General features: G+C 46.9%; 12 protein-coding genes. 1 reads left to right on the forward strand and 11 read right to left on the reverse strand.

Going from position 1 to position 23,996, the window contains the following annotated elements; all coding sequences use genetic code 11:
• From DWX43_RS04710 to DWX43_RS04760, 11 genes are all read right to left on the reverse strand, one after another.
• The gene (locus DWX43_RS04710; RefSeq protein ID WP_118619137.1) at positions 1–2,214 is read right to left on the reverse strand and encodes a GGDEF domain-containing protein; all 2,214 of its coding nucleotides are present in this window, start codon (positions 2,212–2,214) and stop codon (positions 1–3) included.
• Between the two features lie 397 nt (positions 2,215–2,611).
• Positions 2,612–4,027 carry a glycoside hydrolase family 1 protein gene (locus tag DWX43_RS04715; RefSeq protein WP_118619139.1) on the reverse strand — a complete coding sequence of 472 codons (1,416 nt, stop codon included), beginning with the start codon at positions 4,025–4,027 and terminating at the stop codon, positions 2,612–2,614.
• Between the two features lie 29 nt (positions 4,028–4,056).
• Positions 4,057–5,937 (reverse strand): glucose PTS transporter subunit IIA, encoded by a 1,881-nt coding sequence (locus DWX43_RS04720; protein WP_118619141.1) that lies wholly within the window; start codon positions 5,935–5,937, stop codon positions 4,057–4,059.
• Between the two features lie 29 nt (positions 5,938–5,966).
• Positions 5,967–6,821 (reverse strand): PRD domain-containing protein, encoded by an 855-nt coding sequence (locus tag DWX43_RS04725; protein ID WP_207666081.1) that lies wholly within the window; start codon positions 6,819–6,821, stop codon positions 5,967–5,969.
• A 231-nt stretch (positions 6,822–7,052) separates the two neighbouring features.
• Positions 7,053–7,679 (reverse strand): sugar O-acetyltransferase, encoded by a 627-nt coding sequence (locus DWX43_RS04730; RefSeq protein WP_207666082.1) that lies wholly within the window; start codon positions 7,677–7,679, stop codon positions 7,053–7,055.
• Positions 7,680–8,180: 501 nt separating this feature from the next.
• On the reverse strand, positions 8,181–10,697 hold the full coding sequence (locus tag DWX43_RS04735; protein WP_118619145.1) for a Hint domain-containing homing endonuclease: 2,517 nt from the start codon (positions 10,695–10,697) through the stop codon (positions 8,181–8,183).
• A gap of 82 nt (positions 10,698–10,779) precedes the next feature.
• Complete coding sequence (locus tag DWX43_RS04740; protein ID WP_118619147.1) at positions 10,780–12,543, reverse strand: hypothetical protein; 1,764 nt, start codon at positions 12,541–12,543, stop codon at positions 10,780–10,782.
• Positions 12,543–15,962, reverse strand: a complete 3,420-nt coding sequence (locus DWX43_RS04745) for a hypothetical protein (RefSeq protein WP_118619149.1) — start codon at positions 15,960–15,962, stop codon at positions 12,543–12,545. The genes DWX43_RS04740 and DWX43_RS04745 overlap by 1 nt, the downstream gene beginning before the upstream one ends.
• A gap of 55 nt (positions 15,963–16,017) precedes the next feature.
• A complete protein-coding gene (locus DWX43_RS04750) occupies positions 16,018–16,857 on the reverse strand; it encodes a hypothetical protein (protein ID WP_118619151.1) in 840 nt (279 codons plus the stop codon).
• Positions 16,841–18,127, reverse strand: a complete 1,287-nt coding sequence (locus DWX43_RS04755) for a hypothetical protein (protein WP_118619153.1) — start codon at positions 18,125–18,127, stop codon at positions 16,841–16,843. Before DWX43_RS04755 ends, DWX43_RS04750 begins: the two co-directional genes overlap by 17 nt.
• Entirely contained in the window at positions 18,124–22,296 is a 4,173-nt protein-coding gene (locus tag DWX43_RS04760; protein WP_118619155.1) for a DUF6603 domain-containing protein, read from the reverse strand. The genes DWX43_RS04755 and DWX43_RS04760 overlap by 4 nt, the downstream gene beginning before the upstream one ends.
• Positions 22,297–22,569: 273 nt before the next feature.
• Between DWX43_RS04760 and DWX43_RS27275 the strand changes: the two genes are divergently transcribed.
• Positions 22,570–23,931 carry a hypothetical protein gene (locus tag DWX43_RS27275; RefSeq protein WP_243099256.1) on the forward strand — a complete coding sequence of 454 codons (1,362 nt, stop codon included), beginning with the start codon at positions 22,570–22,572 and terminating at the stop codon, positions 23,929–23,931.
• The last annotated feature ends 65 nt before the right edge of the window (positions 23,932–23,996 follow it).

The following is a 23,996-nucleotide window of genomic DNA, read 5'->3' on the forward strand; positions in this document are numbered from 1 at the left end:
CTATTTTGAGTCATTCTCTTTTCCCTGTATTCGTTTATATTCTGTAATATCGATACAACTGATCAGATACGCGCTGCTGCCGCCCCATTTCATGGTGGAATACTGAACTTTAGTCCAGACGTTATACTGTGGGTTGTAGACTTCCACTGCACCGGTCAGGGGACAGGCTTCACATGGAATACTCCTGCCGAAAAAGGCCTGATGGCAGGTCATGCCTGTTTTGGCATACGGGTCAAGCCGGAGTGTCTTTTGATTCAGATATAGCAGTTCATAGTTGTCCTGCCTGATGGCATAAATATAGGCATTCTGCATATCAAGTATCGTGTTGAGCTGGACCAAAATCTGTTCATTACGGTCTGACTCACGCTTTTTCAGTAAAAATGTAGTCAGAATCTGGGCAATCAGCGAGAGTGTGCCTACTTCCTCCTTATTCCACATCCGCAGTCCCGTGCATTCATCGAACCCAATGAAGCCACGGAATTCTTTCCCGTCATACAGCGCACACTGTAGTGTCGAGCAGATACCCTGACTCTCAAAAAGCCGGGTTTGTTCAGGCGTGAGGGATCGGATATCCCGACAATAAAAAACAGATTGATCCTGAAACAGTTCCTTATACCCCTTCACATTTTCATAGGGATAGTGCTGTAAGAACTCCTTCTGGGGCTTAATTCCTTCATTGCACCATTCGTATGTATTGTCGACATACTCTCCGTCATCGCTGTTTTCGAACACATAGGCCCTGCTCACATCGAACCGTCTGCCTACAATTTCCAGAATCGCATCCACGGCTATATCGATATCATTTGTATCATACAGGATCTGGAATACATAATTAACCAGATCCCCACGTTTACCCCTTGGAGCTTCATCTGAATCAATGGCTGCGCCCAAAGATGAGTATCCGATCCTGTCCACAGCCTCCATACTCTTGGCATCAAACCGGGCATACCGGTTTTTCCCCAGGCTTTTTGCCTGATAAAGTGCCAGATCCGCACAGTGGTAAAGGGTCTGATAATCAGTACCATCTAAAGGATAAATTGACAGTCCTATACTGCAGGTCACCATAATGGGCTGTTTTTCTCCCTGAAAAAGCTGTTGGAACATCTCTAACAGCTTCCTTGCCTTTTCCTCAGCAACCTGAGCGGAAGGAAGGTCTTTCAGGAACATCGCGAACTCGTCCCCGCCGATCCTGCCTATCACATCTGTCTTTCGCGTCAGCTTCTTCATCCCCGCCGCCAGTTCTGTCAGTACGGCATCTCCAAAAAGATGTCCCTGTCCATCGTTCACTGATTTGAAATTATCCACATCAATGATAAACATAGCACCAACCGACTTGGGATTTCCTGCCAGATACCGCTTTGTCTTCTGCTCTGTTTCAGCATGATTATAAAGTCCGGTAAGGGCGTCCAGCTCCGCGCGTCTGCGCAGGTCTTCCACCATCCTTTTTTCTTCATCAATGTCAGAAATGGTCCCTACTGCACGGATGGGGACATTTTCTGTGCTGAACTGGGTAGTAGCCCTTATCCGGCACCAGATGTACCTGTCTTCCAATGCCCGGATGCGGACGTCAATAGATGAGTTGGGTGCACCCTTTCTGACTGTTTCCATAAACGCGGCCATAGGATCAATATCATCGGGATAAAAGTTATGCAGAATTTCTTCCTTCTGCAGACTTCCATCATAGCGCGGGGCATATCCAAACTTTTCCAGCCAATTGGGAGAAATAGATATGGAATCTGAGGTAAAATCCCATTCGAAAATAATATCGGAGGATTGGCTCATAATAATTTCCAGATGTTCCAATGACAGGCGCAGCTTCTCCTGTGCATCCCGTACTTCAGTAAGATCCAGAAAAATACAGAAAAAACGTTCTTCCTGTTCGTCCCCAAAAAGCTGGGCACTATTGGCTGTCCACTTGTAGGTACCGTCCTTGCACAAGACACGATAGCTTAAGGAAAGTTTATTTCCTTTGTTCATTTGCCGGTCGACCTCTATAAGAAAATTCTGCCGGTCTGACGGATGAACCAGGCTGAGGAACTGATTTTGAAACTTTTCATCCAGTTCTTCCCTGCTAAATCCGAACATATTAAGAAAACCATCATTGACCTCAATAATGGTATAAGCGCTGTTATTCCTGCATTGCATGACTCCGCCGGGAATAAGATTTAAGAGGGCCTCACATTCAGGGCTGAGCCCTTTCAGCAGTCTTCTCATGTTTGCCTCCTCACGATCCCAAATCCGCCTGCCGCTCTCATTACGGTTACCGGATTACTATCCGCTATGATAAAATAGCTTTTTCCAAAAACTCTCTAATTGTTCATATACATATTTATTTGCTATTTAGTATATCAAAAGGCTCAATAAATATCAATAGGGCATGAAGAATCCCCTCTGGAATTGATGCTTTCACAGCATTTAAATTTCCAGAGGGGATAATCATCCTCAATCTTTGTGCATCACTGAAAAAAAGCATTTCATCTTCCGTTTTCTCGGCAAGGACAACATCCTTTGGGCTGCATGTCCTGGGATACATCGGTCCAGATAGCAGCAGACTCTGCTTTCTTCAATGATCCTATAAATATGCCTTCCTGTTTTTCATACCGGAACATAATTATAAAACTTCCCCGTTAGACTCAATTACCCTTTTGTACCAGTAAAAACTGTCCTTTTTATAACGATTCCCTGTACCCATCCCGTCGTCATTTAAATCGACATAGATAAAACCATATCTTTTACTCATCTCTCCCGTAGACTGGGAAACCAAATCAATACATCCCCATGTTGTATAGCCTAGTACATCCACCCCATCGTCGACTGCCAGATGAAGCTGTCTGATATGTTCCCGCAGATAACTGATCCTGTAATCATCATGAACCTGAAGGTCTTCTGTCAAAACATCTTTCGCTCCAAGACCATTTTCCACAACAAACAGCGGCTTTCCATATCTGGTATAAAATTCATTGGCTACAATACGTAATCCAACCGGGTCAATAGACCATCCCCACTCACTTGTCTTCAGATAAGGATTCTCGAACATTTTTGTCCCGCTGTTGTCTGAAAGATCTACCTTGTCCAGTTCTACAGGCATTCTGCTCATGTAGTAGCTAAAGGGAATATAGTCCCCGGTTCCTTCTTTTAAAACCTGAAAATCTTCCGGTCTCATATCGAGCTGCAAATTTAATTTTTCAATTCTGTTTAACCAGAAATACGGATACTCGCCTTTCAGCAATACATCCAGATACGCATAGGTATACTCCTGATTAGAACACAGGGTCCTGAACACATCATCTGGGCTGCAGGTGGGCTGGTAGGCAATTGCCGCTTCCATCATGGCACTGATACAGGAATCCGGAATGATTTCATGACACAGTTTCACGCATTTTGCATTTGCGACAAACTGATTGTGTGCAACCTGATACTGCAATTGTTTGATGTTATCATTCTCATGCAGAATAACACCGCCATTTTGATACAGAAATCCTTTCATGAAAATAAAATTGATTTCATTAAAAGTAATCCAGTACTTCACCTTCTTCTGGTATCTGGTAAACATCGTCTCTGCATACCGCACAAAGATATCAATTAAATCTCTGTTTCTCCATCCACCATACTTTTTCAGCAGAGCCACCGGCATCTCGCAATGCGATAATGTGACCAGCGGTTCGATTCCATATTTCCGGCATTCATCAAATACACTGTCATAATGACGGAGTGCCTTCTCATTCGGCAGCTCGTCATCTCCGTTTGGGAAGATTCTGCTCCAGGGAATGGAAAGCCTGAAACATTTGAATCCCATTTCTGCAAATAACTGAATATCTTCTTTATAAGTATGGTAAAAATCAATTGCTGTATGGCACGGATAATAGTAATCCTGATTTAATTCCAGTTTCATCTCATCTTTGCCATACGTTTCTCTGCACAGAAGGTCCGCGGTACTCAGCCCTTTTCCGTCTTCCTGAAAGGCACCTTCACACTGGTTGGCAGAAACCGCGCCGCCCCATAAAAATTGTTCCGGGAAATTTTTCATAATCCTGACTCCTTTTCATTTTTGTTCTTTTAATTAATGCTGAAAATAATATCCCCGCTCCTTACATTGCCTTTTGCCGCCAGTGTAATGCTGTGATAAGACTCTTCATTCGTTATAATGACGGGGGTTACGAGGTCATACCCCTTACTTTCCAAAGCTTCTTTATCGAATTCAATTAATTTGTCCCCCATGTGGACATGATCACCGACATCTACAAATTTCCTGAAACCGTTCCCCTCATTCATCACAGTATTCAGTCCAACATGAATCAGAATATCCGATCCATTCTGTGCCCTGATTCCTACTGCGTGCTTTGACGGAAGCAGCACAGAAACCTCACCGTCACAGGGCGCCGTCACTACATTATTCTGAGGGAGCACCGCACAGCCCTGCCCCACAATTCCCTTTGAAAATATTTCATCCTCTACCTTTTCCAGTTCCATCACTTCCCCTTCTAATGGAGAGCATATATCTAATTCCTGTACCGCTTTTGAACCTGCCTCCATTATGGGAACAATATTCTCTGCCATCGGAACAGCCTCATGACTGGCTCTGTAATCTTCCATCTCGGATTCCGGAATAGCCCAGAAATAGGTTAAGACAGTTGCAATTGCGAAAGCGGCAATAACAGCAATCAAAATCCCATGTAATGGGGTGTAGGACATAAAGGCCAGTGAAAATACATTGTGCAGCACATATGCCTTCTCTGCTGATCCGAATAATCCGGCAATGAATCCGCCGATACCGCCTGCAATCATGATCGTTGGAATCAGACGCTTATGCTTCAAAACAATACCGTACAGTGTAGGTTCCCCCACACCTGCCAGAAGCTGTGAAGACAGGCAGGAAGCCGCAACAGCCTTCATCTTGGAATGTTTCTCCGCTTTTAGGTATGCACCGAATGCAATCCCTGCGCATCCATAATTCGAGGCAATACCACCGGTTCCTTCATATGGGTCAAGTCCTGTCCGGGATAAAGCGTCGAAACAGATAGGCGCCAGCCCCCAATGAATTCCGAAAATAACAAGAATCTGATAAAACATACCCAGAATCCCTCCGGCAATAGCTGTATTTAAGCTAAACAGATATGAAACAACACCCGCAATCCCCTCCGATATAATTGTCCCAAAAGGTCCAAAAACTATAGTACCCAACGGCACGAGTATAATAAATTCCAGAAATGGCACCATAAAGAAGGCGATTCCGTCAGGCACATGCTTTCTTAAAAATTTATCAAGTCCGGCATATATCAAAATGATAATAAATATCGGAAGCAGTGAGGAGCCATAATCAATTGCTTTTAACGGAATGCCAAAAAAAGTGCTGCCCGGTACATCAATCAGGCTCTGGAAGTTTGGTTCAAGCAAAGCTGCACCAATTACCGCACCCACATATGGATTTACGTTCAACTGCTGAGAAAGTGTAAAACCAACTAAAATAGGCAGGAAATAAAAAACAGCATTTGCCGCCGCTGTTAAGACAAGGCAGGTAGAACCAGTCTCGGCAAGGACCCCGAAGTTAACCAGTGCCGAAAGAATGGCCCTGATCAGGGCACTGCCGCAGACAGCCGGCAGTAATGGCGTAATAGAACCAGAAATACAGCGAATCACAAAGTCGGCTGCCCCGCCCTTTTTTATTTTTTTATTTGCTTCCTTACTCTTTTTTATATCTATCTGGTCATTAATTGCCTCAAAATACTTTGAAACCAGCGGGCCAATTACAATCTGGTACTGCCCGCCTTTATTCACTACAGATAAGACGAATCCCAACTTTTCAATCTCTTCTGTGTCTGCCTTACCGTCGTCTGCTAATTGAAAACGTAATCTTGTGGCACAATGTACTAAAGAGAGAATATTTTTTTCACCGCCAAGAAGTCCGATCAGCTTCCTGCTTTCTTCAATAATACTCATAATATTTTCCTTTCTGATTTTACATCGTTTCAGTCCTTTATTGATGCTGAGACTCTATTGAGATGTAATGTCAAATACAAAAGTTCACTTTTATCAATTTCCCATTTATAGGCTTTAACAAGAAACTTCTCTATTTTTTTTGCACAGGCATAATCAAAAGGACATTTCTCCGCAACAATTTCCAGTAATTCAGAATTGCTTTTCATATCAATTCCTTTTAACTGTCTCCTCACAAAATAACGGACATGGATCACAAAACGTGAAAATTCAAAAGAATTTTGGTCCACTTTAAATCCATAATGATATCTCGTTATATCTAAAATGTTCTGGATGATTCCTGTATAGAGGATTGTTTCTGTCATATCATTCAAGCTGTTGGATTCATTTGCCTGCGAATTGATGAAATGTAAAGCTATGAAAGGTGCCTCTTCATTAGGCATCTTAATCTTGCAGTAATCAGCTATATATTGGACCGCTTTTAATGAAAATTCATACTCCTTCGGGTATATGACCCGTATATCCCATTCCAACGGTGTACTGAAAAACGTATTGTTTCTTCCACGCGAAATTGCAAAATCCAAATGGTCCGCAAGCGCCAATAAAATAGAATCATTACATTTATAGCCTAATTCTTTCTCCCCTGCCTCAATAATCTTGCTGGCCAGTACAATATTATCCGGCTGGATGTTTTGAATCACCTTTTCCAGATTAGAATATTTTGTGTCTTCGTCCTTGACAACATAAATATTCTGGATTTTACTTTGGTCTACTTCATCGCCTTCCCGTTTCTTGAATCCAATCCCATTACCTATGGCGACTTGTTCAATACCATTTTCATCCTCTGTTAATATTGCATTATTTCCTAACGGCTTTTTAATCTTCATCAAGATTTCCTCCTACGCTAAATGGACATGCAGATTTCTTTATAACAAAAAAATGGCACAACATTACACCATAGTGCAAGGTTGTACCTAATTTAATAGTAATACGCTTGATATATTCATATTATATTTTCGTTTCATTGTTTTGTCAACAATAAACGAAACATTCATTCTTTTTCAGGAAAAACCACCAAAATCAAACAAGATGCATTTACATTTTTCTTCGTAAATTTGTTAAAATTCCCTAATCACCTGACAATCACTGTCATTTAAATATTCCTGAAGCTGTTCCTTCCAGTACCGGCTGTCCTCCTCAGTAATCTTCCTTAACACTTTACAAGGATTTCCTGCCGCAACAACTCCGTCAGGAATGTCTTTCGTAACTACACTCCCAGAACCAATAACAACATTATTTCCAATTGTAACCCCAGGATTGATGACCGTATTCCCGCCGATCCATACATCATCTCCAATCGTAACAGGTTTCGCACATTCCAGATCCATGCTGCGTACCTCAGCATCAATCGGATGTGTCGCCGTATAGATACTAACATGCGGTGCCAGAAAGACACGGCTGCCTATTGTTACATAATTCTCATCTAAGATAGTAAGTCCTGTATTTGCATAAAAATGATTCCCGATGCTTATTCTATCTCCGTGGTCACAATAAAAAGGCGGTGTGAGTATCACGTCCTCCCCCACGGAACGAAATAAACTTTTAAGCCGCTCCAATGCAGAAGTATCTTTCCAGAACTCCGAATCATTAAATTCTTTTACTGCTTTTCTGATCTTTGGCCACTGGCTTTTCACTTTACATGGGTTATAAATTTTTCCTGCAAGCATTCTCTCTTTTTCATTCATTTTTACTACCCTCTTTTTTCTAAGTTAACTCAATATTATGTGCCCTTCTATGTTTCCTTTATTTCCTCATTTTCCTATATTTTTATATTATAAATGTAAACAAAAGCCACATCTGCGGCAGCATGACACCTCATTATAGGTTACTGTTCACACCCTGCGGGCGTGCACAGCAACGGCATCTGCCCATTAAAAGTCGCCTGCGGCGAGGGGCAGATGCCCCGAAACCATCACTTTATCGGCCCCGATGCCGTGCAGCTAGGTGCACGGCACGGTGTGAACAGTAACCATTATAATTACCTTTCACCCCCACGCCATCCATAGCGTTGTAAAAGTCCTAAAATAACATATAGTAAAAATGCTGAAAATGAAAAAAATTTATCCACCGTGTTTTTTCTATCCCGTGAAACAGCTCGGGCCAGATGTGGATATTATTCTGCTTCCCAACTGTTTTCCTTATTTATATTGAGCATTCCCGCAGACTCTAAGTCATAAGTTTATGAATCACTTTCCGTCTTCGACTGCCTGTCTCAACTCTTCTATTATCTGCAATGTTTCCTCTGGAATCGGTTCTTGTTTTTTCTTCAGGGATGCTGTCTTGTTCTGCATCATAAAGTCTCCTGCCCAAAGCCCGGCTGCATCCAGCATGATACCGTCTTCTTCTGTTTCCAGATTATATACCACCCCATTATAATCTTCCGGATAGATAAACCGGACTTCTGTACAGCCGCCATCTGCCAATGGCAGTATGTCTCCACATTTTAATTCCTGCACGTGTACCGGGCCGTCTTTCCACGTTTCTACAGGATGTCCTTTTGTAAGCCGGAGTTTCTTTCCATCCTCCGTCTCCAACACGAAAAGCTTTTTCTCTTCCCCCTTTACGAGCCTGGTGACACGATGCGGCATTTCATCTTTTCCGGCCACCTCATCTCCCACCGAGATACACTCAACAGGCTTTCTGGTCCCATCAGCCATCTTTATCAGCGTCCCCGCTGCGAAGCAGCCCCAGAGCATATAAATCTGCGGGATATAAACCTCACTTGAATCTACAGAAATATAATACTGGTCTCCGGATTCCGGCAGTGAACTCACGCTCTGAATAGACCCCGTCACATCGGTCTCATAAGTATATGAGCTTTCCTCCGAAATCTTCACTGTAACTTCGCATTTATAAATAAACGGGCAAATCAGCTTCACTGTTGCATAGTGTTCTTCATTATCATAATGTTTAAAGTCAATCGATGTCTTCCAGTCGTCTTTCGTATACTTTGCTTTTCCTTCTCTGGAATCACCGGGCCCAAAATCAAAATAAACGCGGTGTTCTTCTCCCTTGACTGTACTATTTTTAAAGAAACCGGCAATTTCTTTCCTGGAATAATTATACTCCGCTACTCCATAATTATTGTACAGCAGCTTTATATTTGGTATCTCTACACCTTCATCCATTTCATATGCAATCGGCCTGCAGGCCTCGCTAAAATCAATGTAACCTTTCATCGGAAGGTATACTCTCACCTTATTATCTTCGCCGACACTCGCATTTTCATAGCTGATATCGCCTCCGCCACGGGCATAGGTCACCTTGATGATATCATTTCCCCTGCCCTTCGGGAGCTCTACATTCAGTCCATGTATCATATCTTCTTCCCCAAGGACCATATAGGTGAGTGTCTTTGACTGTTTTACTTTATGATATCCGCTTCTGTAGATTTCAGTGACCTCAGACGAGGCCTCGATTTCCTGTGTCTGCCACGTCGAGATATCTTTGATTGCCTTCTTCATTTCTTTTTCCGGGAAACTTGCCAGTGCCTCGTCTGTCACAAGCTTGTCAAAGTGATAGAGTGAAATTCCCTGTGTCACATTCTTTAACTCTCCTGTAAACCGTACTGCCACGACCTCATCGGTCAATCTCTGAAATCCTGCCTTGCAGGAGATCGCCCTGACCGGCCCCCCGGAAGCGGTAAGACTGTTCCCTGCAGGAACGGGCCGGATTGTCATCGGAAGTACGTAGACATTTTCCACGTCCTCCTGTTCTTTTCCCATCGTATTCTGCTGCTTTTTGCGGTCTTCTTCTGCGGCTGCTCTGACAGAATGATAAAGCCTCGGATATTTCTCTTTCATCCGCTCTTCTCCGCCATACTTCTGCATGACATGCTGGTAGTCCTCCTTCTGAGACAGATCAAGAACACGGAACCCCCTCTTCTTTTGTTTTCCTGATGTCCTTTCTCTGCACACTGTCTCCTGACAGTCTGCCGGTATGTCGTCTTTGAACACCTCTATCGTGCCTCTTCCTCCGGGGACTCCGTCTTTCCCCGGCTGGCCGTCCTGTCCGTTTTCTCCTGATTTGCCCGGCAGTCCAGACTCCGCCATCTTCTGATCTGCTCCGATTCCGCCTCTTCCGCCTGCGCCTCCGGCACCTCCATATCCCTTCTTCCCTTCACTTCCTCCCTTTCCCGCTTTTCCGCACTCTGCCAGTGCCTGAATGGTACTTCCATTATCTGTATGATAATAGACCTTAACGGCCCCGGCATCTCCGCCATTGCCTCCGGTTCCTCCATTTCCCCCGTCTTTCCCAGGATATCCGCTTCCGCCGTTTCCACCTCTTCCCCCTATGAATCCGTCGCCTCCGGCTCCGCCATTCCTGCCTGCTTCACCGTCTTCCCCCGACTTTCCCCGGCCGCCGTCACCGCCGGTTCCTCCGATATTGAGTATCTTCACGTTATTCACCAGATTTCCAATATGCAGTGTTACCTCCGGGGCATCACCCCCGTCCCCTCCATCGGATCCTCCAAATCCTCTCTCACCTTCCGGTCCGGTAATAATAATATCACTGCACCACTTATTCTCTTCTTTCCCTGTTCTGGCTGTACGCTCCAGCCGCTCTATCGTGAACTCACATGGCCTGCGAATTTCGATATATCCCCCGTCCTTTAACACAATCGTGCCGTACTCCGTAAGACTCTTCTCCTGTTCCACAATCAGGGGCGCGCCCTGTGATATTACAAGATTCTTTTTATTCATATGATTCCTTTCTGCCCATAGGCCGATTCATGGTTCCCCCATATAACATGAAGGTCCTCCTGCTGTGCATTTCTTGTTTCCTTTAAAGACTAATTTTCCAAATCTGGCTTTCTCCCTCCGTCGGGGAGGTAATCAGATAACAACTGCCGTTTACAATCCCCACATACGGGACATCCCCGCCCAAATCTGCCGGCAATTTCTCCCATCTGTCTGAGCCAACCGCACAGATTCCTGATTTGTTGATGAAATAGAGGTCGTTTTCCCATTGGTCAAGAAAGAACCAGTCACCTACATCCTGCCTGCAGCTCCATATTTCCTGCCAATCCTTTCCATGCCGGGAACAGTATATTTCGACTGTACCATTCTTCCCGCGTACTGCAAGATAAAAGTTTTCCCTGAAGCTTAAAAGCTGTATTGCATCTGTCCACTCTTCTGCCTTAATATAAACAGAACTCCACAAACCATTTTCCTGTCTCTTGGTTGTCAGTATCCGGGAATTTCCCAACAGATTACTATGCAGATAAACATCCCCTGCCGCAGCCGCGCTGCCCCACGTCTGGTTTGGCGGCTGCGTCTCCTTCTCTATACTCCATTTTCCGTCCGAAAGCTGGTTTACTAATACGTCACATGGACTACCTGTCTCTGAGCCTCCTTCCTGCCTTCCCCCCAGAAGGAACAGCTTCCCGTCTGCCAGCATGGCAGTATGCCCCATTAACGGATTGGAAAGAGGGTAATTTTCTGTCTTTTTTTCCTGCCAGGAAAGCCCGTCACTGCTTGTATAGATCTTCATGTCCCCGTAGAGGACCAGTTTCTTTTCCCACTCAAGAAGGCGTCTGTTCAGCTTCTGCTCCTCCTTAACCGGGAACCGGCCGCTTCCCGCCAGCTCCCACCGGGTATACAAAGTAGTCAGGGAACTGCTTACAGCGCTTACATTCTTCCCGTCATACCCGATGGCTGTCAGTCTGTACTGTGTCTCTCTGTCCGGATGAACCACAAGCGATCCTTCGACAGGAAGCGGGCCGTTCCCCCCTGGTTCCACGTAGACCTGATACGCTGATACAGCCTTCCAGGATAACGTGAGTTCCTGCCCTTTAAAGACAAGTTCTCTGTCCGGGGTGAACGTTTCAATCTTAGGCGGAGACAGCAGCATTTCGCACTCCCGGTACTCTGGTTTTCCCTTGTAATTTACAGCTGTCAGCGTAAAGACCTGAGGATTTTTCACAGTGACTACTTCTGTCTGCACAGGTTTCACCTCTCCGATTCCGGTAATATAGCAGTTTCTGGCCCCCTCAATCTCCCAGCTGAGTGTCGCCTGCTGCATCAGTTCTGCCCGTTTCGGCGACAACTCATATTTCAATACTGTAACCGGATATTCTTTATATAATCCCATCGCCGTGACGCCAGTTTTCACATCCTGAAAGTCACTGACCTCTATACGCAGTGTTACACCGCCCCTCTGCAAATCTGTATGAAGTTTATAAAAACGGAATACTGCCGAGTAGTTTTCTGTAAAATCTACATCTCTCGGCCACAATGTACACTGGAATACACCGGCTTCCACCGATATATTCGTCTCAATCCTCCAATCACCGTCACCCGCTGACTGCATCACCCGGATATCCTGAGCCTGCCGTAGTGTGCACAGATCCTCTTCCCCGCTTCCGACCGGAATTGACAGGATAATATGCGGCAGTACTGCATTCTCCTGCACGTGACTGCCAAAAGATTTCTCGTGCTTAATTACACTAAATTCAAACTCGTTTTCCTGGACATTTCCATTCCTGTCTATAAAAATAATATTAGATGGGGTTATTTCAAACCGTAACACATTCTGCATCTCTGCCATTACCGTTTCTCCTTTTTTAATGCCAGATATCCGTCCAGAAGTACATTCGCTTCTGCGAAATAAATATCCGGAGGCTGTGAGATCTCTTCCTGCATCCGAAAGCTCTTATCCGGTGTTTTATTTATCCAGAAAAATTCGCTTCCCTGCTCTTTAAGTACTGGGATTGTAATATCTTCTTCCGGTGTCAGCACCGGATTTATCTCAAATGCCATTTGTACCTTTTCCAGCGCCTGTGCCAGATATTCCGGGGGTATCGCTTCCTGCCGCGCCGGGAGAAGACCCGTCCGCAGTGTCACCGGAGACGCAGCCTCCATAAGCAGTGTCAGGAATGCTTCACGGTTCTCTCCCCCGTCCAGAAGTAAGGGGGTTTTGTAATCTATATATCCTGTTTCTGCTGTCTGCAAAATGGTACCGGCTGCCGGATAACATACCGAATAATCCATCCCCCCCTCGTTTCCTTCCTTATAATATACGAGTGCGCCGTCAAGCACTCTGGCTGTATCTCCCAGACGCACTTCTACTTTTGTTTTCTCGAATCCCGTCGTATCATCCAGCCCAAACTTCCTGTATTCCTGTGAGACAGCCGGAAGACCGCAGAGTTCAAATTCAATTTTCGCCTTTGCCAGTACAAGGGGCCTTCCCCAGAGCACAGACAAGTCCTGATGATAGCTGTCATCCTGAGAAAATATGCGTTCCAATCGCTGGTCAATCAGCCCAAGCAGTTCTTCTAATGCACTATGCTGCCCGGACAATGGCTCCAAAAGTTCCTGAATGAAACATTTCAATTCCCTGCTTAGGAATATTTCTTCGGAAAACCTCTGTATTCCGGTCCAGGGAGCGCTGTTCCATGAAGCAGTCGTACCCTTGCCACGGTATAACAGCTTCAGTGTTCCTTTCCACGAACCATCCATGTCATAAACCATAAGCCCCCGGTTTAACAGATTGGGGATTAATATGCCACATACCGGCCAGGATTCTCTGTCGATGCAGGACTCCATTTCAGGGACCTGTGCACTCATCCATCTGAAATTTAGTCGTCCCGGCTGAACAAATCTCGGACGCAGGACACCAAATCCCGCGGCTTTATTCTCTTCCTCAGGTCTGCACTGTTCCGATACGAGCAGTTGGTCTGCATAGGAGGCAAGTGTCTGCGTCTGTCCAAAGGTATTCACACAGCTCATATCCACCAGACGCAGAAAACCACCTTGTACAGGGAAAAATTCACTGAGTGCCTCCACCTCCTGCTCTGCTTCACTGCCCACGTACTGCTCTACCATCCGCGCATATGGATCCTCCTTCATGCCATCTTTCCTCGGGATCACATAGGTCTGTTTTCTAGACAGCATCTGGTCATGGAAACCGCCAAGTCCCTGGGACAGGACATTAAGCTTCCGGACATACCCCATTGTCCGCTCCAGATACTCTCTCATCTCCGGATCGTCCTGATAGCGTTCGGCATATTTTTTCAACATGCCATAGAGATGATACGGCGGATTTTGCGTCATCACAAGCCTTCCGTTGTACCTGCTGCCTCCCGCCGGCAGTTCTTTTTTATAGCAATAATCAATCTCACCTAACTCCCAGTCTTTGATCGTATCATCCGTCCCACTGCCTGATTTTGTCGGGAAATAGTCTGCCTCCCATTCCAGGAAGAGGCTGGTCCACTGCTGGTGCCACGACGTATTCGCTATCGGGCTGGGCATCTGCCCCTCGGGCTTCAGTTGTTCTGTCCCAGATGCCGGTTCAACGGACGCGCGGATATGCTCTGACAGACAGGCCGTTTCACACAGTGCATCTGAAAATCCCTCAAAGTCCCCTGCATATTCCTGATTCCAAGAAAGGCATGACAGGATTTCCTCTTTTCCGAGTGATACCGTAACTGCCCCCTTCTTTCCATTCAGCCTCTGTATCGTCTGCCCCCTGCACGGCAGCCTTCCATCTTCCCGGTAACGGCCATCCTCACCGAACAGATACCCTCTGCCCGCCCCCTCTCCTGCCAGCAGAATCACCGTTTCATTTGGTCCGCAGAATCGTGTATCCTCCTCCTTTTCCAGCTGGAAGAAACCATCCTCCGCCCGTATGTGCTGTTCTGTCTCCTGTTTCCGGGTCATTACCTGTCTCCTCAGTTCCTCCGCCTCCTGCATCTTTTGGTCAAGTTTCGACTTCAGTAATCCCATTCGTTCCTCAATGTCTGCCAGTCCGGGGCCATCCCATTTCTGGTTTTCCCTGCACTGCTGGTACAGGCTGAATGCATCCTGAAGCCGCTCCTTATAGGAAGTCATTTCACGGTACAAAGCGTCCAGACTATTCTGTGCCGTATTCAGCCGGTTCAGGACACCCATCGTTCCTTCTGGCACGGCCGGTTCCTTATCTTCTTCTGCCTTCTTGTCAGAACGCCGGATATACCAGTGCCATCCTCCATCTCTGCAGAAGAATTCATTCTTATGGATACCGTCCTGACACTTTATAATACCGTCCAGATCCTCCATCTCTCCTAAAAGATCATACTGCAGAGCTGTCAGGAATCGTTCCATTGACTCCCGGCTCCTGCCCTGATTGGGCACAATGCGTTGGGACAGAAGGGTTGAAAAAGCTTCGACGGACGTGGTTCCCATCACCGGCACAACTGCATCTGACAGTTTTCCGGACGGATATTCGGCCTTTGGCCCTTCCCATCCAATCCCGTCAATCATACCGTGACAGAGAATCTGTTTCCTTATGGATACTTCCTCAGGTACAGACCAGCCAAGCACACGAAGTCTTTCCCCAAAGTCCTCTTCTGTCACCCCATACAGCGGGTCCAATGTTTTGTCACTGTACCAGCCAAGCACCGAATAGGTAAGTTCACCTTTGTCAATATCCGACAGATCGTCATAAAATCCAAACACACTTCTGCAGTGGGGATAATAGGCTGCAAACGAGGGCTCCCCCCAGCCAAGGGCGGTGAGAGGCGTAATGGCACTGCCCCCCGCTGAAGGTGCCTGTGCCACAGGATAACAGCGTCCCAGATAACCATAATGTCTCCCTTCTCCTCCCGGCATTGGAAACGTAACCGATTCACTCATCCCTGCTTCCTTTACTGCTGAGATATAGTCACTCTCCACAATCCACGAGACACACCGGGTCTGCTCCCCTGCCACAAGCCTCGTCACCAGCCACCGGTTCGGAACAGCGGGGTAAGAAAGTTTTTCTCCCTCCTGTGTGCCTTTCGTCAATGCATCCGGCAGGATAAAATGCAGATGCACCCCTTTCTTAAGCGGACGCCGCCTTCCAAACGGAGGCGTCTCCAGACTGCTGCCGATGCAGGAAGACTCCAGCACGGAAAAGTCCGGCGTGATATCTGCAATATATTTTTCCGGTGTATTATCTTCATTGGTTACAAATGCCTCCACTGCAACCGGTACCCATAAATTCTCCAAATAATGCTCCTCTCCGCATTCATTTCCTGCTGCAAAGTTCCTGTATTATCCTTCTTCACACTGCCCGGAAATGGCATATATCCGCGGCTGATATCATTTCAAATGCCGCGTGTGCCGCATTCAGTTCTCCATTGCCAAGTCCCAGTGATTTTTCAAGACTGTCTGCCAGAGCCATGATATCTACCCTTCCATTTTTATCCGCCTTCATCTCAACAGTATCTCCTGTTGGCTTCCCGATCTCACCCTTGGTAATGCTGCGCACCTGAATGAGATGATTCTCTTCTCTTGTTCCAAAATGCAGCTCCTCTGCCGGCTCCGTAAAAATCACTTCATCAATTTTTCCCTCATAGATTCCAAGGAGAACGTTATCTCCCAGCCTTTCCATCCTAAGACAGGGCAGCTCATTGCCGCCACAGACACCTGACACCTCAATCCCATTCCAGAACCGTACCAGTTCCGATCTGAGCAGAAATCCTGTATAGACATTCACCTCGTCTTTGCTCTGAAACCCCTGCCGGATCTCTTCTTCTCTCCAGTGTCTGCGATTCATCCGGGACATTCTCGGATACCTCAGACTTGCTTTCATCCCTTTCTGGCGATTTATACCGCATAACTTGTCTATATCCTGTTCCCGCCCGGTATTCCTCCCGACACTCATGGCACCGTCAATCAATGCCTGAATCCATACCAGATCCAGATGGAAAAACCGGATCGACTCCAACGGAAGCATTCTCTCATCCGGAACCAGGTAGGCAAATGGAACGCCATAGAGCAGGTGAAGACCTGCAAGCCACCGTATCACGGCTTCCGGAAGCTCCGCGTCCATGCTCCGGAGCTGTTCCGGTAGTCTGTCCTTCACTGTCTTTTGTTCTTCGCTGCTAATCCAGGACTTCATGCTTTTCCCTCCCCTCTTCCCCCGCAAACGGAGTCAGTTTTCCCTCTGCCAGCTTCGGATAAAACTCCCGGAAAAAGTAATCTATGAATTCTTCCTCTCCTTCCCTAAACTCGCCCAGATGCTGGTGCCTGACCGCGTCATTCTCCATTTTGCAGCATGACTTTAACAAGTTTCTCCTCCACTTAAAGATCTTAACAGACATTGATTTATTCTGCAGCGTCATCAGCCGTCCTGCCTGCCATGCCGCGGCGCAGGACATGTCAAACATCCCGTTCTCCGGATCATAAACTATCTGGCCGTCTGCAGTAAAGGTATCTCTGATTTTTATCCCATCCTCCGCCGTATCATACGGGGTGAACGGTCCCCGGTACAGTGAAACGGTCTCCTCCCCTGTCCTTGTACCGTGAATCAGCGGAACATACCCCCGTGCAAGAAACGGCAAATCGCATCTGCCGGCATCCATTGCACCGGACTTCAATTGTTCAAACGTCGTCCTGAAGCCTGCTTTTCCGGCAGTCTTTGAATAGAGGTTCCAGGAAAACAGGATGGGCAGTCTCACATGGTTTTCCTTTATGGACTCTTTGGCATGTCCGCTTCTTGTCCTCAGATATGGACCGTATCCTGCCAAAGAAACCAGATAGCAGGTGCTCTTTATATCGGACGTCTCACCGGAAGGTACAAAGCGGTTCGCCACCACTACGGAATACAGCCCGTCATGGCTGATTTTTTCATCCTCCTTATCATGCATATCCACATCCTTCACATGACACAGATAATCCAGTTCCTCAAGCCCGGGCATCAGCGTCTCAAACGTAGTTCTCCTGATGCGCAGCATTTTACAGGAATCCTCCTTCTGCTCTGCCGGGGAGAGTATGAATTGTGGATAAAATACATCCGGTTCTCTTTCCGACAGTGCTTCCAGCGTCATCGTCTCTACGTCCTCCATCTCTTCGCCGCCCAGACACAAAAGCGCCAGCCAGACATCAGACGCGCCATTCCCATGCTCCCACGGCAGTGTCTTTTTATTTAGTACAATATGAGGAAGCGTCGTTCCATAATTTCCCGGGTGATCAGCGGGAGGGTAGATAGACGCCACGTCTTCTTCCTCCAGACAGAACCGGGAATAGCCTGCATAAATTCTGACTGGTTCCGCCGCAAAGGTATCCTCCTTCGGCGCACTGACCTTCTGCACTGCCGTCACCTCATACATCCCGCTGAGTACCGGATGGATATGCGGTATCAGTTTTATATTTTCCTGCTTCTCTTTCATAACACTCCTCCCAGATAAATCTCCTCGTCAAACAAGTCGGCTGCCCGCTTCCCCAGCTCTTCCAGCTTCACGGACGGCACTCTTTGCAAAAGTCCTGCCGCAGCCATATCTGCTGCAAAATCAGCCCTTCTTTTCGCCGTCTTTTCTTCCTCCACGGTTTCTGAAAAACATTTGATTGTTTCGGTCTGTTCATATGGCTTTGGCCTCTCCTTCGGCCTGTTCCAGGAAAATTCCCGCCAGATCGCCGCATAAATACTAAGCTGGAGCAGATTAAAATATTCATTCTCAGGAAATGTAATATACCTTAATTCTTCCGGCGACAGTACGATTCCTGTTGCGGCATTTTGAATCAGGGTATCCCCTTCCTTTTTCAGTCCCCACATAGCAGATGGAACATTTTCATAATACACTTTCGATACGAATTTCTCCTCGCTGTGGTCCGAAGGCCCTCCATTCTCTTCCCTCGTTCCGCCCCGGATTTTTACGATATTTACATCGTAATGGGAAATCAACTCCTTCTGTTCACCCATAGGAAGTACTCCAAGCGGGGTGTCGATACTCTCAACCGTGCACCCATTCACCGTCAGTTTTGCAGCCGGAATAGCGGAACTTGCAAAAACAGTCACATTCTCAGGCCGTACGATAGATATGTCCCCCAGGTCCCCCGCATTTACCACCCGCAAAAGTCCCTCTGTCACCTGAACCGTACTCCCGGTCACTGCGTGTTCTCCAGATGTACTCCTGCCCTGCACTTGCTGCCGGCCGGGAAGGAATGATGTGCAGAAAGTATCCCAGTCAATCTCCGGCGCTTTTTGAGAACTTCCCGCGCCAAAATGTATCGTAAAAGATATAATAAACCACGTAATGTGCGCCGTTCCCGAAAACTCCGGCCCCCACAGATGAAGTCCGGCGCCAAGTTCCAGGGAGAAGGTATGGTGAATCAGCAGAAAATCAATCCTGATCGATGCACCCAAACGAATCTGTATGTTAATATCATAGAACAACGGTTTCCATTGAATCAAAAAGTCAGCCTTCGCAATAAACCATGCTTTCACCGGCCCCGCTTCAAAACGGGCCTCTACCTTTCCTCCCGCCATTACAGCCGATGGATTCAGGGCAAAATAAATGTCTCCGCTAAGGGTGATATAATCATCGACCTTCCACCGAAACCCGACTCTCGGTACCTCCGGATAATGCGCCGGTTTCTTATAACTCTCATGATACCCGCCAAGTGTAATGACGAAGTCTCCCCTGTGCTCCCCTCCAAACCAGACATAACACGCGAACCCGCCTGTCAGGATACAGCTTTTAGACAGGATATAAGACTCCGAGGTTAATTGTGCCATCACAGAAAACAGCCCCTCCGACGGCAGGACGGAGGCTTTAAGCGCCAGCTGCGCATGGGCAATCGCCGAGCTTTTGTTTGCATCAAACGGGACATTGAGCTCAGACAGCCCCAGAAGGCTGATTTCCAGTTCCGTACCGAAACGTATCAGAAGCAGTGCAAAGGATTCCACCATTTTAAAGGAAGTAAATTTTATTCCTCCTGCAAGAAAATACCTGCTCTTGGAAGGATATATCTTTTCTGAAAGTTCTGCCGCCATCTCTTCCTGCGTCATGCTTCCAAGCGCACCTGCAACCAGCGGGAACTTTGCAATCTCATCGATGGATGGACAAATCAGATCCTCATTATATCCAAACCCGGCCGCCAGTCCAGTGATGAAGAAAACCGGCGGGCCGCCAAGCGGCGCAGAGATCACCGCATAAACGAACAGTGCTCCATCCTCATAGGAACCCACAGCAAATATGGATATATTTTTTACCTGGATCCTGACCTGCCCTTCATAGCAGTCCCCATCTTTCTTCCCTGATTTCAAAAATGTCCCGGCAATCTCAAGATCTGGCTTTTTCACGTCAATCCCCATTCCCTGAAGTGCAAACCCGATCTGTTCCGGATTGGCAAGCGGGATTGAAAGTCCAAGCCCCATCATACTGACAGTCAATGGATTCATACGGACAGATGCATCCAGATAAAAGGCTGCTGCTCCCTGCACTATCCCGACTCCAATCCGGTGAAAGTGAAAGATACTAAAATCCTTCTCGATAGAAAACCATTTTACCAGTGTTGACTGGCCACTGTCCGTAAGCATAACCTCCGTCTGTGACCAGTCGGAAATCTGCATCAGAAAGCCGACTTTAACAGCCTTTCCGGTCATCGCCACACCCGGCTGTATCTTTTCTCTGCCATATGAGGTCTCCAGATTAGAAAAATAAAACTTTATCTCCTCCAGCGCCAGACCGTCCAGGATATGGAGGCTGTTTCCCACTATCGGAAGATTAGACAGCATAACCGGTTCTTTCAGGGAAACTACTGCCCGGTAATCCTTCTGCCCCGGTGAGTCTTTGATCATTAATGAAATTTCCCCATAATGCCTGCTGACCACGGACGCATTCAGCACAGACTGTAAGAAATCATACTGAAGCTCTACCTTATCCAGGCTCAGCTCGAGGCATTCGATAAATTCCGGAATTCCGGACACACCGACTGCATGCAGCAGCGAAACGACTGACAGGGGACTGACAGCTGCCTGATTCTCCCAGGATGCCTCCAGCGTATTTTTACCGGTGCTTTTATCGTAACTGTAATATACACGAAACTGTTGTTCTGCCAGCATCAGGCTGCCTTCTAGCTCTGCCGCATAGCTTCGTTTTCCATTCTCCAAAGTTGAATCCACTTTTACATCTGCACTGATATTCAGCAGCATTCCTGCAATATCTTCTGGTTTTGTCCCGCCTGCTGCCATTGCCGTCTCCGCATGAAAATCCTTTTTCGTCAGTCCAAAACTGACATATGTATCCTTAATCACACACTCAGGCAGAGGAAGCTCTATAGTCTGATTAAACAGAAGCTCGGCCAGCCCGCTAATGAGACTATTCAGGTTTAATTCTTCTCCTGCATCCAGCGCCGCCTTCAAGTACCATCCGTCTGCATCCCTATATCCGCCGACAACGACATCTGTCCCGCAGATTCCGATCGTTCCTGACACTGACGCAGCCGTCTGCATATCCTCACCCGCCAAATAGCAGGAACAGCTTACTTCTACTTTTCGAAGCACAATGGAGTCGATGCCAAAAAACTTCCAGTCTGTCCGGACATAGGCTTTAACCGCAAAACCAGAGAGGGAATCAAGGCTTGCGGGCGCAGACCCGGTCAGTGTATGCAGCATGATATCTCCGAATACCTCCGGGAATACCTCTGACGCATCCAGTCCTGCAAGCAGGCAGAAATCCGCAACCGACGGAAGATGGCAGTCCCCGGTGCGAGTATCAGCCCCCAGAATAAACATATCGTTCCTGTAGATCAGGAGCAGAGGAACGGTTGTATTGCCAATCACCAGACTTCCGGTAAGCGAAAATTCATGGTAACTGTCCCACACTTTCAGTCCCGCACCCAGATTCTTCATTCCAAAATATTTTGTCAGCATCAGGCCGGCATCGGTGGAAAAAGACAGCTCCATTTCGTATTTTGCCACAGGGGATTCACTGGCCGTCCCAAATGTAAGCTGCGTAATGGAAACATCCGGGAACACCTCCGCCGGGATCGGAAGTGCCAGCGCGCGAAAGAAAAACCCAAGCAGTTCCCGGATCGGTACGGATTCACCCTTGCCAAGATGTGCCGCCACATTCCAGCGTTCTTTCTCCCACTGAAACTGTCCCTGTGAAGGCAGTTCCCAGTTTCCAAGCTTCAGGGTTCCTGTCAATTCGCCTGACTGGTCACCGCACCCTTCTGTAAAACGAATCTTTTCGGCTACAGACAAGAGTGTACAAATGTCCCCGCCGGAGCCAAAAGGGACCGGCCATTCGGGAGATGCAGCAATTGTCATCTCTGCTGCAACCCTGTCCTTTTTGCCGTCAGCCCAGGAAAGCAGCAGCACTACTGACACTTCCCCTTCTCGGGATAGTATTGTACTGCCTGATAAACAAATTTGTTCTTTTTCCTGTGTGGGTTTTGTGAATTCAGTAATGTGCAGGAGTAGATTCGTTGTCTGATATAAGGCAGATAAGATAGCAGACAGCTGTGCTGTCTGAAACGTCGTTTCATTGCTCAGTTCAATGATATCCTGAGTAATCGCCTGTTCCATACGGTCAGCCAGATCATATAGATTCACGGTACACCGCCTTTCTTCCTGAGACGATACAACCCCAAATAATGGTTGTATTATTGATTTTTTTGTGATATAAATATTTTATAACAATTATTCTATTTATTCAACATTTTTCACTCAAATTATATAAATTTTTGTTATTTTTAGTTTTATTCCGTATTTATAGACATTTTTCGACATTATTCGACATGTTAATTGATTCAATTTCCATATAAGATGTCAGGGGCAGAAGCAGCTTCGCCCCTGTTACCTGCTGAAAGGCAGAAAGGAGGCACTATGTTAGTTACTGCAATGGGTTACGCATCCAGGGCGCTGGAGGAAGAGGCACCGCCATTTCGTATGGGCTGGCGGTTTCAATTGGTGAGTGAGGACAGGCTGGCGCCATTTCTCAACAATGATTTATCATTGTCCGCCTGTGAAAATGATGAAAATATGCTTAAGGCTGTCCGTGCTCTTCGGACATATGGTCCCCGAAGCCCGGAATTCAAGGAACTCCGCAATCCATATTTGAAGGGGTCTTCCTTTACCTTTCTGGATATTTTCTTTAACGGGCCTGAAGCATACGGTATTGACGAGGGATTCTGGTATAAGATTACCTATGATAATACGGCCGTAAGTTTCGGAAATTGTTACGTCCCTTCGCTTGACGAGAGTGATTTAGATATTGTGTGGATGAAATTGAACCAGCTTACCCCGCTTGATACAGAAGAAACAGAGATTCTCCACGAATTGTATCTGCTTGAGCCTACAGTTACAGAGCTTTCATCAAAGAATGCACTCGCCCCGGCAACTCAGTTTAGTGCGGTCCTCTTTTGCTATGTCGGTGCTGCTCTTTGTGCCGGGCTTTCAGATACGAACGGGGATATCGTGGCCTTTTTTGATCTGGGCTGCAAAGACGGCAGCAATGCAATTCCCGCCCACTTAAGAAATGCCGCACAGAAAAGCCGCAGGGATATAGTAAATACATTCAGGCAGCATCCTGACATCGTTGTGATCCTCTCACATTTTCACGATGACCACTGCAACATATATCCTTACCTGGCAGCAATACCAAACGTAGTCGCTCAAAGCCAGTGGTATGTACCACAGGATGCGTCTCCTCTTGCAAATACAATCAATTCAATTTTTCATCTTAACGTTTATAATAATGTCTGGCCAAATCCAGGCACTGCGTTTACTCCACCTGGTTTTCCGCCAACCCTGAGTATCGGTAAAATAGATGCTGTCAACGGCGCTCCCGGACAGCCGAAGGCAAACCGCTACTGCCACCACCACGGGCTTTATGCCCTGGTCACTTTACAATCTGCAGCTGTTCCCGGACAGACCGTCAACGTACTGCTGCCCGGTGACAGCACTTACAGCGGAATCGATGCCAATGTCAGAACAGCTCCACAGCTTGCAGTTCTGCAGGCATGCCACCACTGCGGTGAATATGCCCATGCCCCCGTTCATCGAAATCCGGCTGATATTCCCACCCCGTCATACCCGAGTAACGCTGTGGTCTGCTCTGCCAACGGAATCACCTATCATCATCCAAATCCCGCACGCCTTGCTGAACATACCGCAGGGGGCTGGGGACAGGTCAAGCGCCTTGACCGGATACCTCCTCCGAATACTGTTCTCAAGATCTCTATATAAAACAGCTCTGCCGGACAAGACCATGTGATTCCCGTACTGGTTGCTGCAGATTTTTGAAACATACA

The organism is Clostridium sp. AF19-22AC (assembly GCF_003479085.1).
Taxonomy (GTDB): Bacteria; Bacillota; Clostridia; order Lachnospirales; family Lachnospiraceae; genus Faecalicatena_A; species Faecalicatena_A orotica.

What these genes read in the sequence shown, in the direction of transcription:
- DWX43_RS04730 (WP_207666082.1), bottom strand. Translation starts at nt 7,679, where the DNA reads ATGAATGAAAAAGAGAGAATGCTTGCAGGAAAAATTTATAACCCATGT.
- DWX43_RS04735 (WP_118619145.1), bottom strand. Translation starts at nt 10,697, where the DNA reads ATGAATAAAAAGAATCTTGTAATATCACAGGGCGCGCCCCTGATTGTG.
- DWX43_RS04750 (WP_118619151.1), bottom strand. Translation starts at nt 16,857, where the DNA reads ATGAAGTCCTGGATTAGCAGCGAAGAACAAAAGACAGTGAAGGACAGA.
- DWX43_RS04715 (WP_118619139.1), bottom strand. Translation starts at nt 4,027, where the DNA reads ATGAAAAATTTCCCGGAACAATTTTTATGGGGCGGCGCGGTTTCTGCC.
- DWX43_RS04720 (WP_118619141.1), bottom strand. Translation starts at nt 5,937, where the DNA reads ATGAGTATTATTGAAGAAAGCAGGAAGCTGATCGGACTTCTTGGCGGT.
- DWX43_RS04740 (WP_118619147.1), bottom strand. Translation starts at nt 12,543, where the DNA reads ATGGCAGAGATGCAGAATGTGTTACGGTTTGAAATAACCCCATCTAAT.
- DWX43_RS04725 (WP_207666081.1), bottom strand. Translation starts at nt 6,821, where the DNA reads ATGAAGATTAAAAAGCCGTTAGGAAATAATGCAATATTAACAGAGGAT.
- DWX43_RS04710 (WP_118619137.1), bottom strand. Translation starts at nt 2,214, where the DNA reads ATGAGAAGACTGCTGAAAGGGCTCAGCCCTGAATGTGAGGCCCTCTTA.
- DWX43_RS27275 (WP_243099256.1), top strand. Translation starts at nt 22,570, where the DNA reads ATGTTAGTTACTGCAATGGGTTACGCATCCAGGGCGCTGGAGGAAGAG.
- DWX43_RS04755 (WP_118619153.1), bottom strand. Translation starts at nt 18,127, where the DNA reads ATGAAAGAGAAGCAGGAAAATATAAAACTGATACCGCATATCCATCCG.